Raw genomic sequence first — 18,980 nt, forward strand, 5'->3', positions numbered from 1 at the left:
ATCGTCAATCTTCAGATTGATCACGTCCACCCGGTCCTCCCCGGCAAGCCCCAGCTTCACCCTGCCGATGTTCATCACCAGCGCGAACCACTTCCTGTTGTCGCCATGGCGCAGGACGGCGCCATCGTCCTCTCCCCAGGGATATTCCGGGGTGGCCTTGTATTTCTTCTCAATATAGGCAAAAATCTTCTCCCGCATAAAAGTCCTCCTGCCATCGTCTCTGCATGGTTACTCTTTCAGGCTTTTTGCAAAAATTTCAGCCATGTCTTTGAGGCCCTGTTCATATGCCAGCTTCGCATAAGCCGCCATCAGGCTGCCATACAATACCGATATCCGCCTGTCTGCTTCCTGCAGCTTCCCTGTCAGGCTTTCCTTCTCAAGGATAGCGTCATCCAGTTCCTGGCTGGCTTTCTGGTAAGCTTCATCTCTCATCGCGATTTCATCCAGCCGTTCACTCGTACCGTTTTCTACCAGAATGTGAAAGATTCCCTGTTCCATAATCCCTCCTCATGTGTTTATATAAACCTCTCTTATTATACACTCTTTCTATAGAGATGTCTATTAAACGAGTTATTTAACAGAGAATCATTGTATATAATATCACTGAAAGACAAGCATTCGCCGAAACGCACAGGGGGTAGCCACATGAAATATCTGCACATCCGGTTAGAGGAACTTTTGTCCGAACATGGACTTTCCAAAAAGAAAGTCTGCTCCGCGCTGGACATCGAGCGCACCAATTTCAACCGATATTACCGCGATGAATTCCAGCGCATCGACGCCAATCTGATTCTGAAGCTTTGCGAATATTTTGACTGCACGGTGGGCGATTTATTTGAAATCCGGGAAAGGTGAAAGAGAAGCCCTTCCCTCCGGCTACAGGACGATCCGCAGCAGCGTAAGCAGCAGTATGGCGATGAAAAGAATCTGGAACAGGGCATCTCCCACATAGGTGTCCCCATCCGCATCATCCGTTTTAAATACACCGGGGTTCTGCCGGAACATGCCGCACTGCAGCCCCTCCACGTACCAATTCCAGCCGGTGGGGCCTGAATAGAGCTGCACCTCGGGGGATTTCAGGTAGAGATGCACGGGGACCCGGTAGGCGCCGGTCTTTATCTCTGTGCCGCATTGAAAGCCCTCTTCTATCTTCTCAATGACCAGATAATACCTTTTCCGATAATAGACATGTCCATGGCGGCCCCTGAAGGGAACCCTCTCCGACTCGATGCGCCTGATGATGCCACGGCAGTGTCTCCCTTTGGCAATGGCCTCCCGCCGCTTCTTCCGGCAGCGCAGGGCCGCCCGGCCTTTTATGTACGCCACGTACAGCGGCAGCGCGCCGCTCAGCAGAAATACGGCAGCGTTGGCTCCGCTCGTCGCCCCGCTTCCCAGGCCATGGAACAGCGCGCCGTACCAGACCGCCTCGAACGCCAGTAATAAGAACATGTCCCTCAGCTCTTCCTCTGCGGGCAGGATCCTCCTGTGAAACATCTGTCCCTATCCCCTCTGTGCAAGCAGCCACGCCAGGATGTGGATGGCCTGCTGGAACTGGCCCTTATCAATCATTTCCTGGATTTCAGAGGCGGAATATCTCCTGACGCCCAGGAATTCGGTCTCGTCCAGGTGCTGTGCCCCCGCCTTGCGGCAGTTCTCTGCCATGAAGATATAGGCGTAGTTGTCCGCTATGGTGGCGTTGGAGGGGATGGCGCACAGAAACCTCCATTCGTCTGATTCATAGCCGGTCTCCTCCAGCAGCTCCCGCCTGGCCGCCTCCAGCGCATCCTCCGCCACGTCGGGGCCATGCCCTGTGCCGTACTGTCTGCCGTCCTTGCGTTCGATGCCGCCTGCGGGGAATTCCGTGGTCACCTGCCTGATGCCCTGGCGGAACTGCCTGACGCAGAGATAGTTCCCCTCTTCGTCCGATGCCACGATGATACAGTAGTCCCGGCGGCTATAGCTGTAAAAAGGCCCGAAGACCTTTCCGTCCGGGAAGCGGTAATCAGAGCGCCTGAAGTCAATCCATTCATCCTGTACGATATGCTCCGTGCTGATCTCCTCCCAGGCCAGATTTTCCCACGTATCCGCCGCTTCTACCGCACCATCGGAATTTTCCGATGCCATGCTTTCTCTTTCATTGCTGTCCTTATTCTTATCCATTTCCCTAACCTCCTGATGAGTGCCTCCAAGGCGTTGATTCCGGTCCTACGATCCCCGGACGATGTTTAAGCAATCCTGCCTTATTTCCGAAGCGCTGCCTTGCCGCCCAATTTCCCTGCCGCAAGGCAGACGCCGTTCCTGATCTGTAAATCGGCTGTCTCTGTCCGCCTAACATGATAGCACAAAGCCGACCCTCCTGCAACAGATTCCTTTGAGAGTCAAAATTTTGGTCAAAGTTCCCGCGGACAGGCGCAGCTCTCCCGTAAGCTGCAATGTTTTGCGTCTTGCTATATGTCCACCCGATCATGAATCAGCCTGCTGCCCGGCTTTCCGTCCAACCGCCGCGTCCAGCTTCCGCCGGATGTCCCGCATGGCTTTCCTGTCCACCTTGCAGACCTTCCTGTCATAGGTGTACAGGCCGTTGACCTCATCCTCCACATCGGAAAGCTGGGTGTAGATGCAGCCGCAGAGCCCCCTTTGAACCGCCGGGAGGATGGTCTCCCTGTATAGTTCCCGTATCCGCCCCGTAAGCGCAGCGCCGTCCGCGCATTCGCCGTAGCCGAAGCTGGCGTATTTCGCGTAGAAATGTCCCGGCACCCGGTAGGAATAGCCGCCGCACTCCGACACCAGCACAGGCCTGTCAGGCGATTCCGGGACAGACAGGCGCTTAAAATAGATATGCTGGCTGTGGAAATCGCTCTCCTTCCCCGGGAACCACCCAGATGCGGCATCGTAGAGCCTGGTGCCGTCCAGTCCCTTCGCCTCCCGGTACATGACATCGCTGTCGAACTGCCCCCAGCCCTCATTGAAGATGGTGTAGGCGATGACGCTGGGGTGGCTGTACAGATGCCTGATGGTGTCCGCCATATGCCTGCGGAAAAAGTCCTTGCGCCGCCTGCTGCCCAGTCTGCCGGAGCCTTTCAGGTACAGCCCGATGGTGGGCAGAGCGGTGTCCCCAATCCAGGAATAGCGGCCGCTGTTCACCATGTCCTGCATCACCAGCATGCCGTGGACATCGCAGTAATAATAGAAGCATTCCGGCTCGATCTTGATGTGCTTGCGCAGCAGGTTCAGGCCCAGCTCCTTCATGCGCAGGATATCCCGCTCATACTCCTCTGCTTCCGCAGGCAGATAGATTCCGTCACAGAAATATCCCTGATCCAGGACGCCATGGAGGAAAACGGGCTCTCCGTTCAGGCAGACCTTCGGGATGCCGTCATGCTGCTCCACGGCAATGGTCCTGAGGCCGAAATAGGAGGATACTTTGTCCTCTCCCAGTCCTACCGTCATTTCGTATAGATAAGAATGCTCTGTCGTCCACAGCAAGGGCTGATAGCAGGTTCCGTCCGCCAGAGGGATTCGGGAAAGGTCGATTTCCACCGTGTCTCTCTGCCCATGCACCGTATGGAGGCTGCCGTCATGGAGCTTTATGGTGACGGACAGGCCTGCTTTTCCTGCGTCACTGCCGCTGGCTGCGTCTGTACTGTGTCCGCTGCCCGCTGTCCCATTATCGCTTCGCAGACCTTCCTCTGCCACTGTCGGGCCATCGCCGGCAGCAGCCGATTCCCTTTCAGTATGGGCCGATTTTTCTGCTGTTTTCTCCGTGTCTTTCTCTCCGCCCCGAACCGCCGTTATCCGCACCTTCCGGGTGTCCGCCGCCACGTCCAGCCTTTCGATATAGCTGTCCGGCACAGGCTCCAGCCACACGCTCTGCCAGATGCCGCTTACAGGCGTGTACCACATGCCGCCCCGGGCTTTCCGCTGCTTTCCGTAGGGATACAGCGCGGACAGGGTGTCCTCCGCCTTGACGCACAGCAGGTTCTCCCCCTTCTCACTGTCTGCCAGATATTCCGTCACATCGAACCAAAAAGGCAGATAGCCGCCCTCATGCCTGCCCACGAATCGCCCGTTCAGGAAAACCTCCGCCACCTGATCCACCGCTCCGAAATGCAGCAGGATGCGCCCGCCTTTCTCCTTTCCGGATCGGAACCCCTCCGGCAGCGTGAAGCTCCTGGCATACTCCAGCTTTGTGCCCACGCGCCCCCTGTATCCGGACAGCAGGGCCTGGGGCGGAAACGGCACCAGAATCTCCCGGCCGTTCAGTTGCCATTTTCCGTTGAGGCTGAGCCACTTTTCCCTGCGCATCTGGGGGCGGGGGTAGGCATCCCAGACGCGGGCTGGCTCCCGGACCGCCATGGCCCGGGCGGTTCCCCTGTCCGGTATGGATGCTTCCTGATTCTCCTTGCCCTCCCTTGCTGTCTTGTGCTCCGACAGACTCGGCATGGCAACTTCCGGCTCCTCCTGGCTCTCCCTGAGCGCACTGACCTTCAGATTTCTCTGCACGATATCTTCCGGCTCTTTGGTGCTTTCTCTTGCTGTCCCGACCTCCAACAGACCCGGCACGGCAGCTTCCGGCTCCTCCTGGCTCTCCCTGAGCGCACTGACCTTCAGATTTCTCTGCACGATATCTTCCGGCTCTTCGGTGCTTTCTCTTGCTGTCCCGACCTCCGACAGCCCCCGCACGGCAGCTTCCGGCTCCTCATGGCTCTCTATTGTCGCACTGGCCTCCGGCATTCCCGGCATTTCCCCCAGAATCCGCTCCCCGCACCGGCTCACCAGCCTGTGGCGCCCCCTGCGCATCATCCGGAAGATCAGCCCCAGTACCGCCAAGGTAGCTGCTGCCGCCAGAAACGCAGCCAGGTAGATATTCTGATTGGGCAGAAAAGACTCCGTTCCGTCCGAGTTCACTATTTTGTCCGCGTCCCGCAGCACGAAAGCCCCGATGGCAGGCCCCAGGATACCCGGTATCAGCACCTGCCCGATGATCCGGATGCCCTGGAACTGGCCCGCCCGCTGCCCCGGAATGTTGCTCCGGATCATGGCCCCGAACACCGCCATGCCCGTCAGATACCCTGTCATCATCAAAAGGGAGCCGATAAAGACGATTCCCGTAGCCCGCCCGAAATACAGCAGCACATATCCCGCCATCAGGAGCAATATGGAGGGCACCACCGAAGGCCGGAACCCCAGCAGGTCATAGAGCCTCCCATAAAACGCCGTGGCCACGGCCGCCAGCACAATGGCCGGAGCCATGACCATTACATAGTTAGTCATGCCTAATGTCTTTTCATAATACAGTATCAAGTATGGCATGAAGATATTGATGGAGATGCCGAACACCGCGAAAGCCCCTATCACCGCGTACAGCAGCGGATTCTCCCGCAGAACGGACAGGCGGAAGCTGTAGGAGACATTCCCCCAGTAGCTGGCCCGCTCCTCCCCTGGCCTTCCTCCCCGCCTTGCCTGCTGCTTTGCCTTGGGCTCAGCATGCGGTCCTGGCCCTGTCTGCTGTTCCGCCACCCGCTTCGTCTGCGGCTTTATCCCCTGCTTTTCCTCAATCAGAAAGAACCCCAGCCCTCCAATCAGCATCACGGCAGCGCCCACGATCAGGTAGATGGCCGTCCAGCTCTCCGCCCTGTCCAGGTCGAAGGCGGAGAACCCGCCGAACACCACCAGAATGGCCACCAAAGGCATCATGGAATTGACGCCCTCTATCTTCCCTCTGTTGCCACCATCGCCCCAGTCCGTCATCCAGGCGTTGAAGCAGGCGTCATTGGCCGAGGAGCCCAGGAAGGTCATCACGCAGTCCAGCACGATCACCAGCGTGATGCCCAAAGACGCCGCCCCCAGGGCGCTCCCCGCCAGAGGCGTCAGGAAATCCACCCGCAGAAGCGCGAAGGCCAGGATGGACAGGCCCCAGGCCAGATATCCCCCGCAGATAAAGGCCTTGCGCTTTCCCACATAGTCCGTGAAAGCCCCCACCAGAATGGTGGTTACCGTGGCCGCCACGGAGCTGGCCCCCACCATCAGGGAGATGTCCGCCGCCGAGGCGTGGAACATCTTATAGATGAAGACATTGAAATACATGTTCTCCACCACCCAGGCCACCTGCCCCATGAGGCTGAAGATGGACAGCGCCGCCCAGAACCTTTTACCTGCTTTTCCAGAATCCATTCCCGCTTCCTCCATCCGGCTTTTGCATCGCCGTCTTTGAATCCGTATCCTCCAGCTTGTTTCAGGCTTTTATCATATCATACCTGCGGGAAAGATTCCATCCCTTTTGTTCCGGGGACAGAACAGCAGGAACCACCGTAAATGTGAAAATATTTAATCCTCCGTGTTGACAAGCACCGATATTCTGATATAATGGACTCATCTGAAACACATGTGAAAATCAGCATACCCCGCAGCGCGGGTTATCCAATGGCATCTCGCCGACATTTTCACAGCAATCAAACCAAATCGTTGGCAGGCCATGGGAAAAGCACCTGTGCGGATTTTCGGTTCATAACGACTCCCGCTCTTTTGCATGCTACAGTCCCTGACCGAAACGGGTGGAGATCATACCCATGCCGCCTGCCGGAACAGGAGGATATTATGAGCTACAGCAACAAGCCCTTTGAGGAACTGGATGTCCTGGACAATTTCCTTATGAATGCTATCGCCATGAACCAGGAAGTGGGGGAGGCTTTCTGCCGGAAAGTGCTCTCCGTGCTGCTCCAGCGCAAGATCGGAAAGGTCAAGGTCGTGGCGCAGTATACCCTGCCCGCGCAGAACCCCAGATACCGCGGGATACGGATGGATGTAAAGGTGGAGGAACCGGAAAGCGGGGACGGGACACGGCTCGCCAATGTCTATGACCTGGAGCCCCATCTGCAGAAGAACCTCCACCTGCCCAGGCACAACCGTTTCTACCAGGCAAAAATGGATTCCCGCTATATGAAGCGGGGCGACGACGATTTCTCCCGGATGCCGAACCTTTTCGTCATCACGATTCTCAACTTCGATCCTTTCGGGTATGATTACATGATGTATACCTTTGAGAACCGCTGTACTGAGGTGGAAGGGCTGAAGTATGAGGACGGGCTGAAATTCATTTATTTCTATACCGGCGGTACGAAAGGCGGCAATGGAAATATCAAGACCATGCTGCAGTATCTGCACCACAGCACTGCCGACAATGCCATGGACGACACTACAAAAGAGCTCCACGGTTATGTCAGCAGGGTAAAGACTGCGCCGGAGATAAAGGAGGAGTATATGCGATTTGAGGAATTCCTTGCTTACGAGCGAAAAGAGGCGGCACAGGAGGCGGCACAGGATACCAGAATCCAGTCTATCCTTGAGCTTTTGGAGGATTACGGCGAGATTCCGGAATCTTTGAAAGAAGAGCTCCAATGCGCCGATTCCGATACTTTGAGAAGATACCATAAACTTGCCGCCAAAGCAGACAGCATCGAGGCTTTCACAGAGATGCTTTGCAGCCACAAGGCCTCACAGACTTAATCAGACATGTGGCGCCGGATTCCAGCCCCTCTCCCAGCTGCAGGCGCTGTACTCCATTTTTTCGCTGCACTGATGCTTCGCTTTCACCTGGGCACAGAACTGGCATTTCCCTCTCTTTCTCTCCGAAAACCCCGGGCGAAGTATTCCTCCGGCGTGCCCAGGCAGTTTATGGTCCTGCCGTCCTTTACCTCCAGAATCTCCGTGGCGCAGGCCCGGATGAACGCCTCGTCGTGGGAAACGAACACCAGAACCCCCTCATACTCCGCGAACATCTCCTCCAGGGCCTCCACCGAGGGGATATCCAGGTAATTGGTGGGCTCGTCCAGAATCAACAGGTTGGCCCTGCCCACGAACAGCTTGGCGAAAGCCAGCTTGATCCGCTCCCCGCCGGAGAGGACCCCTGCCTTTTTGCGGATGTCCTGGGCGGACAAAAGGAGCCTGGCCAGAATCGTCCGGGCTATGCTTTCGTTCTGCACGCTGTCCTCCATCACGTTCTCCAGGACGGTCTTCTCGTAGTCTAGGGAGGCCATGTTCTGGTCCAGCAGCCCGATGGCGGCCTTGGGCACCACGTAGATGGAGCCCTTTTCCAGAGGATATTCCTGACGAATCAGCTTTAAGAGCGTGGTCTTGCCCGCGCCGTTGGCCCCCACCACAGCCACCCGGCTCCGGTTCCGAATCTGGAAAGAGGCGTCCCGGAAAATCTCCCCGCCGTTATCATAGGAGAAGCAGATGCCCTCCCCCTTGATCACCACCGCGTTCTCCGGCGGATTGGTGAGCCGGAAGTCCGGGCGCATTTTGGGCAGCTCTCTGGGCTTTTCCTTTACCTCCATATGCTCCATCCGCTCCAGCACATTTTTGGCGGAGGACTCCATCCTCCCGGCCTTGGCGTCCTTGGGGTGCCTGGAGACGAAATTGCGCAGCTTCGCCTCCCTGGGACTCATGCCCTTGGGCAGCTTTTCGATGGACGCGGCCTTCTGCTTTTTCTGCTGGTAGACCTTTTCCAGTCTTCTCTTCTCGCTGGTGTAATTCTCGTATTCTGTCCACTGCCTTTGGACAGCCTGTTCCCTCAGCCGGGTATAATCGTCATAGTTTCCCTCATATTCGGACAGCTTTCCCTCCCGAATCTCCACGATTCTGGTACAGATGGCGTTCAGGAGCGCCCGGTCATGGCTGACGATGACCATGGTATCCAGCTCCAGGAGCTTGCGCTTCAAAAGGGCGATGCCTTTCATATCCAGGTTGGCCGTGGGCTCGTCCAGGAACACCAGGTTCTTCCCGCTGCTGAACATCCAGGCCAGCCGCATCCTGGTGTCCTCGCCTCCGCTGACGGTCTCCTGCCATACCTTGTCCTGGATCTGCAGGGCCTTCATCTCTTTCCCGTCCAGCTCAAAAGGGTCTATCCCCTCCGAGAACTGCCGGAAGAAATGGGTGTCGCACATGACCTTCACGGTACCCGCATCCGGCTCCAGCTCCCCGGCCAGCACCCGCAGCAAAGTGGTCTTGCCCGCGCCGTTGGCCCCCACCAGGCCGATGCGCTCCCCCTGGTATACCGCGAACCGGTCAATGTCCAGGACTTTCTGTTCCCCGAAGCTTAAGGCGATATGTTCCGCCTGCATCAATAATTTCTGCTGCATAAAAAAATCCCTCCTGTCCTTCAGAGGGATTATCCTAATCTATGTCCTGCATTTCGCTTGACGGCCTGTTGTCCGCAACAGGGCGGCTGACCTTTCATGGCATTTCCGGGACCAATCTGCGGTCGGCTTTCCGATGTCCAAACGGCGGCCGAACTTCCAGCTATCCGTCCAGTCTCCAGCTGGCTGCCGAACCTCAAATTATCCGTCCAGCCTCCCATCGCCTTTCAGCCTGCCCCTGTCTCCCTGCCAGTGCATAGCAGACAGCCCGCACTTACCGTTCCGGAAAAATGATTCTATAAGCGTAAGCAAAATGATTATTAGTGATAATCCCCGAATCTCAGCATCCAAAAGAAAGAGGCTTCCCTCTCCCTTTCTCCGTTTCCCTTGCCTGATTGAGTCCTTATCGAATAATAATAATCATTCCGTACGCCCTTTCTGTATTTTAAAAACTTTTCTTCATTATAGACGACATCCCCCTGCCCTGTCAATCACAATTTGCAATTTCACAGAACCTATTACAGCCGGGATATTCCATCCTCATAAAGCATCCCCGGCACTTCCGCACAGCCATTCTCTATTGTATAAACCATTCTGTTCAGACCAAACGGGTCAGCACATGCACAGCCCGGTTTCATGCCTCCCTGCTGACCATGTACAGCGAATAGAAATACCGTCTCTGTTCCATCAGCTCCTGGAACGTCCCCTGCTCTGTTATCCGCCCGTTCTTCATCACCACGATTCCGTCGAACCTGCTCAGGGTCTTCTCGTCCAGCCTGTGGGTCACCACCAGCCTGGTCAGGCCCTGGATGTTCAGGATAGAGTCAGTGACACTGTCCGCCGTCTCCGCGTCCAGGGCGGAAGTGGCTTCGTCCACCAGGAGCACCGGGGAGTTCCGCAGAAGGCTCCTGGCGATGGCGATGCGCTGCCTCTCCCCGCCGGACAGGCAGGCGCCGCCCTCCCCGCAGACGTACTCCTCCCCCTTCTCATCCATGAGCCCGGACAGGCCCGCTCCGTTTACCGCCCAGTCTACCTGCTCCCTGTCAAATTCCCGGAACATACATATATTCCGTGCAATCGTGTCATCGAAAATGAACACGTTCTGCTGAATCACGGAAATCACATCGAATATGCTGTCCGGCTGAAGACGGCTGATTTCCTTTCCGCCCACCGTGACACTCCCCCTGTACCCCGGACAGTTCCCCATAATCAGGTTCAGCAGGGTGGACTTGCCCGAGCCTGAGCCGCCTACGATGGCATAGCTCTTGCCGGCCTCGAACCGGACGCTCACGTCCTTCAATGCATCGGCTCCCTCCGCGTAGGCAAAGTCCACATGCTCAAAGCGGATGCCATCCCCTACAGTCTCCAGCTTCTCCAGGTTCGCCCCGGAGGATATGTCCTCCCCGTAGACCGCCATCTTCTCTATCAGCCCTACGGCTGCCTTTCTGTTGGCCAGAAGCCCCGGCAGCTGCTGGATTGGGCTGATGATATAGTTCATCATCTGGACGAAGGCAATCACCACCCCCGGCGTGATCCTTCCCTGGATGCTCAGATAGGCCCCATAGCAGAACACGCCCATCTGCACGGTAAAGCTGCCGATGAACGAAACGATATTCACCGTCTCCGCCGCTTTCCTGCGCCGGCATTTGGTCTGCTCCAGCTTCCCGTTCCTGTCATAATACAGCGCTGCCGCCTCTTCCTGGGCCTGGAAGCTTTTGATGACTCCCAGCCCGCTGAGCAGATCCTTCACCATGGAAAGGAAACCGGCGTTTTTCTCGCTGACTTTCCTCTCCTGTTCCGCGATCCGGTTCCCGAACGGCAAAGAGGCCGCAATGAGCAGAACGCCCAGAGCCATCACTGTCAGAGTCAACGGCCAGCTGTACCACAGCATCAGTCCCACAGAGGCAACAGCCTGCAGCGTAAGTGTAAGGAAAGTGAAATTGGCCGTCAGATAGTTGGCCTCTATGGAGTTCACATCATTAGTCAGGGCAGAGATGTAGCTGCTGGTATTCTCCTTTCCAAAGGACGCGATTCCTTTGGAGGTGATAGCATCGAAGGCCTTGTTCCGGTAGCCCTCCACCGCCTTTCGGATGAAATTGTGCCGGAACCGTCTGTCCAGCAGCCATATCCCCACCGTCAGCAGCAGGAAGGCCACAGCCGTCCTCACAAGCCCTGCCAGCGTCCCCAGGTCTCCGCTCATGGACACATCCGTCAGCTCTTTGAGCAGATATGCGATTCCCACCTGCATCCCGCTGGACAGTGTGGCGGCTATGACAGCCAGCGTGAAGTTCGCCCTGTTGTTCCGGTAGAATTCACGGATATATTCCTTTGCCCTCTGTTTCTGCGTACTTTTGTCCATATGGATGTCCACCCTTTCCCGCGGCCTGACGCCGCAATCCGTAGCGCAACCCGGAGATTATGTACTGCCCTGGGCGGATTGATTCACAGTCCATGCTTCACAACTTGTGCTTCACACTCCTTCTTGCCCTACCGGCCCTTCTCACCCGGCCTTTCCTTCCGTGCCGTCCCCGGCTGCGCTTTCCGGCTATAGCTACAGTATACAGGGGTTTCTCCTGCTGTAAATATGGTCTGCGCAACAGGTGTTTTTTCGGGTGCAAGAGGTCGTATTTCCTTACGCTTTTTGTCACGCTTGCTGGGACGCTGGGTGAAATAGATGAAAATAGTATTCATCCGCCACGGCGAACCAGACAAAGCGGAAGTAGATAGCAGAGGTTTCATCGGGCAGGGAAGAGATATGGCGCCCCTGGGTATAGACAGGCTGAGACGGAAACTCTTTTCTGATTTGCAGATTATGGTAATTTGTCGTCGGGATTCAGGATTCTTGGCAAAATACCCATAAAAGGGGCTGCCTTTTTAATCAGGCAGCCCTGTGTTTTGTTTATGGAACTATCCTTTTTTTCGGTAATATACGAAACAAATCATCGCCCAAATTCCCGCACACCCGTCAGCTCTCCTGCCTTTCCAGCTCCCAGATATGCCTGTTCCGCCGGAAATACAGGCACACTCCGATTCCGGCGAAGGCGATCACAAAAAAGAGGAAAGCCGCCCCGGAGCCTTTCCCGCTGCCGAAGAGCCGCGTCAGCGCGCTCCCCGGTCCCTGGGCCGCCATGATGGGCTCGAACACCCGATCCACCAGGAACCCTCCCAGGAAATAGCCGATGGGAATCGTGAAGAACTGCAGGGAATTCCTCACGGAGTACACCCTTCCCTGCATATGCTCCGGCACGTGCAGCCGCATGATGGCATCCAGATTGGCGCTCATCAGCGGTATGGCGATCCAGCCCAGGAACCCGCCGATGCACCACACAAGCGGCGTCCTGCCCAGCGCCAGGAAGAAATTCTCGGAGCTCATGGAGAACAGCAGACAGTTGCAGATGACCCGCACCCGGCTCCTGGGCGCTTTCACGAAAGAGGCGAAGATGCTCCCCGCGAGCGTGGCCATGCCGATCACCGCGTTCACCAGGCCCAGCGCTCTCTCGCTTCCGCCCTCCCTGGAGAGCATCATGGCCGGAAAGGCCGCTTGGTAGACGGACGCCACCAGGTTGATGGATGCCAGGAACAGAATCAGCCCCAGTATCCCCTTCTGCTGCCGCAGATAAGACAGGCCTTTCTTTGTGGAATGCCACAGCTTCTCCTTCCCCTGCTCCCGCGCTGCCTCCCTGTCCTCAGGAATGCGGATCCCAAGCGCGAGCGTCAGGAAAGCGATGCCGAAAGTGGACAAATCAAAAGCCACCACAGCCTCCATCCCCCAAAGGCCCAGAATGGCCGTGGCGATGATGGGCGTCATGATGGAATTCACAGAACTGGAGAAATACCGCAGGCCTCCCACCCTCTGATAATATTTCTTCGGCAGCACCTTTGTCACCGCCACCTCGGAAGCCGGCTGCTGGACTGTGTTCATGACCCCATTGATCCCATTGATCAGGTACAGATGCCATATCTGCAGCCTGCCTGTCCGCAGCAGAATCAGCATGGCCACCGTAGTAGCCGCAGCCAAAGTGTCGCAAATCAGCATGGTGGCTTTCTTGTTCCACCTGTCGCTGAGAGCGCCCGCGAAAATGCTGAGCAGCACATAGGGCGCGTAAGAGCTCACCATCAAAAGCGCCGTCATCAGGGCGGAGCCTTTCTGGGTGTAAGACCAGATTACCAGCGCATAGCTGGTCATGGCGCTCCCCAGGCCGGAGAAGGACTGGGTCAGCCAAAGCAGCAGGAATGTCCGCATCTCCCGGAGGGTGCTCCCGATGCTTCCGCCGTCGTTTTCTTTTGTGTTCCTATCGTTATTCATAGACTTTGCTCCTTGTCAGATTTCGTTTTCTTTCTCTCTCAGAATCGAAACAAGCAAAGTCCCAGAGCAGTCATTCTACTCCATGCAATCCTGCCCTAAAAGACTTTGCACGGAGCCGACACAATAGCCAACAACATAATCTCACCTCCTTCAAAATGACAGCTTTCTGCCCTCCCTCAAGCCCGGAATAGGGATTGCGGGCCTGTTACCCTTCAATCCTATCCGCGGGGCAGGATGCTTTCTTTACACTGCCCCTCAGGAATTGCTCAACAGCAGCTTCGTGTAATCCTCCCTGGGATGGCTGAAGACTTCCTCCGTCTCCCCGATTTCAATAATCCGGCCCTCCTGCATGATCATGATGCGGTCGCACATCCGATAGACCACATTGATGTCGTGGGAGATGAACAGATAGGCCAGGTGCAGCTCCTGCTGCAGCCTCTGCAGCAACTCCATGATCTGGGCCTGTATGGTAACATCCAGGGCCGACACAGGCTCGTCCGCCACCAGGAAGCCCGGGCCAGTGATCAGGGCCTGTCCGATGCTCACCCGCTGGCGCTGGCCGCCGGAGAGCTGGGAGGGCCTGCGGTGGAAATAGCTCTCCTCCAGCCCCACCTTGCGGAGCATATCGTAGGCGGCGGCCTCCATATCCCCCTTGGTCATGGCCTTCGTCCTGTCCAGAGCCCCCTCAGCCCTCAGGGGTTCCTGGAGGAGCCATCCGATGGTCTTGGCGGGATTCAGGCTGCTGTAGGGATCCTGAAATATCATCTGGGGCCTGATGCTGTGATGCCTGATTTCCCCCTGGATATGGCAGTTCATACCCAGAATCGCCTTGGAAAGGGAGGTCTTGCCGCAGCCGCTCTCCCCCACCAGCCCCAGGCTTTCCCCGGGATAAATCTGGAAATCGGCCCCTGACACCACCCATTCCTTTTTCGTGCCGGAAAGCCTCTCCCTGAGGGAAAGCTTCCCTCCCTCCCGGTTCTTCCTTTCCCCGGCGGAAAAACTCACCTTGCCGTCCTGATAGTACACGGACAGATTCCTGACCTCCAGGACAGGGCCCACAGGGGATTCCGTCCGGCCATCGGCATCCTGCCCGCATTCACGCCCGGGGAGGGTTCCCTCAGCCCCGGGCCGCATGCCCTCAGAGGCATCCCTGCTGACAGATCCCCCCGGCTCCTGAGCAGAAAAACGCTTTGTCCCGGGGCTCCCGGCTGTGTTTTCCATGGCATCCCCGTCTTTCTTCCGCTTCTTCATCCGGGAAGGCACGGCCTCTATCAGCTTTCTGGTATATTCCTCCTTCGGATTCCGGAATATTTCCTCGGCGGGCCCCTGTTCCACCACGCGGCCGTCCTTCATCACCGCAATCCTGTGGCAGAGCCGCCTGGCCAGGTTCAGGTCATGGGTGATGAAGAGCATGGCGTTCTTCTGGTTTTGGTTGATCTGGCGCAGCAGCTCTATGATCTGGTTCTGTATGGTCACGTCCAGAGCCGTGGTGGGCTCGTCCGCCACGATCAGCTCCGGCTCCAGAATCACCGCCATGGCGATCATCACCCGCTGGCGCATGCCGCCGGAGAGCTGGTGGGGATAGCTTGCGTACACCTTCTCAGGCTCCTTAAGTCCCACCGCCCGGAACGCCTCCAGCACCTTTTCCCGCCGCTCTCCGGCGGTCATCTTCGTGTGGAGCCGCAGGGTCTCCTCCACCTGCCGCCCTGCCCTCTGAGTGGGATTCAGGGAAGTCATCGGCTCCTGGAACACCATGGACATGCGGGCCCCCTGGTAGCTGCGGTAGAGGGCCTTGTCCCGGGGCCTGCCCGCCTCCTGCAGCGTCACGCCGTCAAAAAGAATGCGTCCTGTCGTCACACGGGCAGAATCCGCCGAAAGCCCCATGAGGGTCAGGGCCGTGAGGGATTTCCCGGAGCCGGATTCCCCCACCACGCCCAGGATCTCTCCCCCCGAAAGCTCCAGATCCACATGCCTTACCACTTCCGTATCCCCGAAAGCCACGGACAAATCCTCTATCCTGATCAAACCAAAGCGCCTCCTTTCAGGCTCCTCCGCAGCCGGCTCCTGACCGGCTGCGGAACGCAGCGGACACAAAGCGGGCAAAATCCGCTCCATGCGTGTGTTCCTCCAAGCGCGATTTTGCGCTTTGCCTGCACCTATTGATTCCCGCCGGCAATCAAATGCCCCGCTGCAAGCAACGGGGTATCAAGCTTGCAACGCTGCAGAGCAGAAAGTGTCCTTCGGACACTTTGGTATCTGACCCCCGCGGCATTCGCCAACTGGCCGTGCAGGCACGGCCGCTTGGCTCATTGCTCGCGGGAATAAGCCCCAGATATGCTTGCAGCGGGGGGCCGCACCGTCAGAAGCGGCACTGACCGCTGTGTCAGCGTGGGACTAAGCGTAAGTATCTTTTTACTGTCTGCGAAGGGTGAAGCCGCCCACCAACTGCTTGAGCACCCCGGCCTGGTCGGAGAGCTCCTCGCTGGTAGCCGCGCTCTCCTGGGCCGTGGCGGAATTGGACTGCACCACTTCGGAAATCTGGCCCACGGCCACGCTGACCTGGTCGATGGCACCGGTCTGGCGCTCCACGGCCTTTGCCATCACTTCCATCTGCTCCGCCGCCTGCCCTGCCAGCACCACCACGTCGGACACGGATACGGTGACATTGGACACGGCCTGGCTGCCGCTGCCCACGGCCTGGATGGAGCGGCGGATCATCTCCATGGTGGCCTTGGTGGCCTCGTCGGATTTGGTGGCCAGCTCCCGCACCTCATTGGCCACCACCGCGAAGCCCTTGCCCGCCTCCCCGGCCCTGGCGGCCTCCACGGAGGCATTCAGGGCCAGGATGTTGGTCTGGAGGGCAATGTCCTCTATGGTGTCTATGATGCGCTTGATCTCATTGGAGGAGGCCGTGATGGACTCCATGGCCTCGTTCAGATCCTGAATGTATTGGCTGCTCTCCTGGAGCTTATCCTCCGCACCCATCACTGCGGTTTTGGTCTCTTCCGCCAGCCGGGCCGTCTCTTTCGCGTCCCTGTCCATGTCCTCCAAGGTGGCGGACAGCTCCTCCACGGAACTGGCCTGCTCCGTAGCCCCCTGGGACAGGGCCATGCCGGAGGAGGCCACCTGGGCGGAGCCGCTGGACACCCGGGCCGTGGCCGCTGCTATGCCTCCCAGGGTCTGGTTCAGTTTCTCGGTGATGGTCCGCAGGTCGTCCTGGAGGGCCTTGAAGTCCCCGGGATACTGGGCGCTGCCGCCATCCCTGGTCAGGTCTCCGTTTGCGATGCTGCCCAGCACCGCGCCGATCTCCTCCAGCATGACCCTGAAGTTCTGCACCAGGTGGGCAGTGGAATCCGCCAGCACTCTGGTCTCGTCCCTTCCTTTTCCCTGAGGGACGGGGCTCTTTAAATCGCCCTGGGACAGGGCCTGCAGGCGCGCGGCGCATTTCACGATGGGCCCTGCGATGGAACGGCACACAAAGGCCGATATCACGATCACCGCCAGGCACAGGGCCGCACTGACCCCCATCTGGACATTATTGCCCATATAGGTGTAGTGCAGGAATTCATCCTCGCTGATAGTCACGGCCACGCTCCAGCCGTCCGTGCCGGGGATGGGGGCATAGCCCTGGATATAGTCCGTATCGTCCTCGGTATAGGTATATCTCCCCACGCCGCTCTCCCCTGCCACCATCTTCGCCTCGATGGCTCCCAGTTCCCGGACATAGCTATCACCCGGGTTCTCCTCCATCTCCCGAATGAGGTTCTCCTGGCTCAGCACCTCCTCTGTCTCCAGGGCGGCGATGGTAGTACCCTCCTGATCAAGAATATAAGCATCGGCGTCCTCTCCGATCTGGATGCCCTCTATGATGGACTGCAGGATATTGGTATCGCAGTGGAAGTACACCACTCCGGTCACGCTGCCCTGGGACATCACGGGCGCTGACACCACCAGGTACATGTCATCGCCTTCCCTGTAGGGGACGGACATATAGCTCTTCCCCTGGAGCGCCGCCTGGAAAAAGGGTTCCCCGGAAACGTCCGCATCGTGGAACGCGTCATGGCCCTCCGCGTCCGCCATGCCGCCGAACCGCATATAGTAGGCATCCACTCTGCTCTGGATGAATGCCTGCTTCTCCTCGGGCGTAGCCGCCGGATCCGAAAGGATGGGGGAAGAGGCCAGCTCCGATATGGTCAGGGTATAGGTGGATATCATGTTCTGGGCCGCCAGAGCCGCCAGCCTGGCCGTCTCACCCAAAGTCTTCTCCAGAGCCGCCACAGTGGAGTTGCGGGAAATCGCCGTGCCCAGCGCCACATTGATCAGGGAGACTCCCATTGTGGCAATCGCAACCATAATCATAATCTTCGTCTGAATCTTCTTCATTTTCCTTTTCCGGGCCCCTGCGCGTTCCCCGCCAGGCTGCGGCCCAACCTCCTGTCCTTGAAATAGTTTCTTCCTTTCGGAAAAGGGCCCCTCACCGCCCCTTGACGTTCTGTAATGGAATGGCACCCAATACAGGACATATGTCACTTTCCCCGTATTTCTTGTAAGGCGGACGGGCAATTCCCCCTCTTTCACTGCATCGAAGTCCTTCTGCCGGTGGGTACGTCTGATATAGTGTACGTCTATGACGCCGGCCCAATGCCTCCTGCCCTGTCACTCGGAAACTTTCCCCCTGCGTATCCCCTCGCCGAACAGGGAGAAGCCCAGCACCACCCACACGATGGACATTCCCACAAAGAGGGCGTACCAGGGCGCGGCCTGGAGATATCCCTGGGCGTCCGAGAGCATGTTGCCCAGGCTGGCCTCCGGGGGCTGCACGCCTATGCCCAGATAGCTCATGCCGGATTCCGCCAGGATGGCATTGTTGAAGCCGATCATCACGGAGACCCAGAACACGGAGAAGATATTGGGCAGGATGTGGACGAACAGGATCCGGAAGTCCTTGACGCCCAACAGCCTGGCCCGCCTGATATAGTCCGCATCCCGCAGTTTCAGGTATTGGCTCCGCACCATCCGCACATAGCTTGGCACGAACACGATTCCCAGAGAGATGATCACATTCTGCCTGCCGCTGCCCAGGAGGCTTATGATGACCAGTGTCAGGAGGATGCTGGGGAATCCGTTGACCGCATCCGTGATCCGCATGACGATCTCATCCGCTATGCCGCCGAAATACCCGGTCAGCGCCCCCAGGAGGATGCCCGTGGAACCGGAAATGAGCACTACCAGGCTGCTGATGCCGATGGTGGTGCCCAGTCCTTTCATGACCCTGGAGAAGATGTCCCGGCCGAAATTGTCCGTGCCGAAGATGTGGAGCAGGGACGGCGGATCGAACTTTTCCGATGCCGACATGGCCGTAGTACTGTAAGGCGTCCAGAAAAACCCCACCACGCCCAGCGCCACGGCAAGGCCTGTCATGATCAGCCCTGCCAGAAAATATTTGTTGTATGGAATGCTACTCTTCCATGGAATGCTCTTCTTCCATTTTGCACCAGAACGCTCTCCTTTCATGGAATGCCCTCCTTTCTACCGCT

The 18,980-nt window shown here is 57.7% G+C and carries 12 protein-coding genes and 1 pseudogene (1 of these 13 running past the window's edge); 2 read left to right on the forward strand and 11 right to left on the reverse strand.

Annotated elements, in window-relative coordinates; translation table 11 throughout:
* Both Q2B33_RS04935 and Q2B33_RS04940 read right to left on the reverse strand, forming a co-directional pair.
* Window positions 1–198, reverse strand: a pseudogene (locus Q2B33_RS04935) (MmcQ/YjbR family DNA-binding protein); it reaches 195 nt to the left of the window's first position.
* 30 nt (window positions 199–228) lie between these two features.
* Window positions 229–498 carry a hypothetical protein gene (locus Q2B33_RS04940; RefSeq protein ID WP_296462250.1) on the reverse strand — a complete coding sequence of 90 codons (270 nt, stop codon included), beginning with the start codon at window positions 496–498 and terminating at the stop codon, window positions 229–231.
* 147 nt (window positions 499–645) lie between these two features.
* Between Q2B33_RS04940 and Q2B33_RS04945 the strand changes: the two genes are divergently transcribed.
* Entirely contained in the window at window positions 646–855 is a 210-nt protein-coding gene (locus tag Q2B33_RS04945) for a helix-turn-helix transcriptional regulator (RefSeq protein ID WP_296462247.1), read from the forward strand.
* A 21-nt stretch (window positions 856–876) separates the two neighbouring features.
* Here the strand turns inward: Q2B33_RS04945 and Q2B33_RS04950 are convergent, their stop codons facing one another.
* The 3 genes from Q2B33_RS04950 to Q2B33_RS04960 all read right to left on the reverse strand — a co-directional run bounded on the left by Q2B33_RS04950 (window position 877) and on the right by Q2B33_RS04960 (window position 6,174).
* Window positions 877–1,494: a hypothetical protein gene (locus Q2B33_RS04950; protein WP_300564768.1), complete on the reverse strand. Its 618-nt coding sequence runs from the start codon at window positions 1,492–1,494 to the stop codon at window positions 877–879.
* A 6-nt stretch (window positions 1,495–1,500) separates the two neighbouring features.
* Window positions 1,501–2,160: an NUDIX hydrolase gene (locus tag Q2B33_RS04955; protein WP_300564765.1), complete on the reverse strand. Its 660-nt coding sequence runs from the start codon at window positions 2,158–2,160 to the stop codon at window positions 1,501–1,503.
* A gap of 303 nt (window positions 2,161–2,463) precedes the next feature.
* Window positions 2,464–6,174 (reverse strand): MFS transporter, encoded by a 3,711-nt coding sequence (locus Q2B33_RS04960; protein WP_300564763.1) that lies wholly within the window; start codon window positions 6,172–6,174, stop codon window positions 2,464–2,466.
* Window positions 6,175–6,597: 423 nt separating this feature from the next.
* Here Q2B33_RS04960 and Q2B33_RS04965 point away from each other — a divergent pair, with 423 nt between their 5' ends.
* Entirely contained in the window at window positions 6,598–7,506 is a 909-nt protein-coding gene (locus Q2B33_RS04965; RefSeq protein ID WP_296473169.1) for a hypothetical protein, read from the forward strand.
* A gap of 83 nt (window positions 7,507–7,589) precedes the next feature.
* On the opposite strand, the gene abc-f is transcribed toward Q2B33_RS04965, so the two are convergent.
* From abc-f to Q2B33_RS04995, 6 genes are all read right to left on the reverse strand, one after another.
* Window positions 7,590–9,140, reverse strand: coding sequence for a ribosomal protection-like ABC-F family protein (gene abc-f / locus Q2B33_RS04970; protein ID WP_300564760.1), 1,551 nt, complete (start codon window positions 9,138–9,140; stop codon window positions 7,590–7,592).
* 631 nt (window positions 9,141–9,771) lie between these two features.
* Entirely contained in the window at window positions 9,772–11,496 is a 1,725-nt protein-coding gene (locus tag Q2B33_RS04975) for an ABC transporter ATP-binding protein (protein WP_300564758.1), read from the reverse strand.
* Window positions 11,497–12,102: 606 nt separating this feature from the next.
* Complete coding sequence (locus Q2B33_RS04980; protein WP_300564756.1) at window positions 12,103–13,443, reverse strand: MFS transporter; 1,341 nt, start codon at window positions 13,441–13,443, stop codon at window positions 12,103–12,105.
* Between the two features lie 255 nt (window positions 13,444–13,698).
* The gene (locus Q2B33_RS04985; protein ID WP_300564754.1) at window positions 13,699–15,468 is read right to left on the reverse strand and encodes an ABC transporter ATP-binding protein; all 1,770 of its coding nucleotides are present in this window, start codon (window positions 15,466–15,468) and stop codon (window positions 13,699–13,701) included.
* A gap of 387 nt (window positions 15,469–15,855) precedes the next feature.
* Window positions 15,856–17,826: a methyl-accepting chemotaxis protein gene (locus Q2B33_RS04990; protein WP_300564752.1), complete on the reverse strand. Its 1,971-nt coding sequence runs from the start codon at window positions 17,824–17,826 to the stop codon at window positions 15,856–15,858.
* 273 nt (window positions 17,827–18,099) lie between these two features.
* The gene (locus tag Q2B33_RS04995) at window positions 18,100–18,957 is read right to left on the reverse strand and encodes an ABC transporter permease (RefSeq protein ID WP_296473175.1); all 858 of its coding nucleotides are present in this window, start codon (window positions 18,955–18,957) and stop codon (window positions 18,100–18,102) included.
* Window positions 18,958–18,980 lie beyond the last annotated feature (23 nt).

This window comes from uncultured Acetatifactor sp. (assembly GCF_948601915.1).
Lineage (GTDB): Bacteria > Bacillota > Clostridia > Lachnospirales > Lachnospiraceae > Acetatifactor.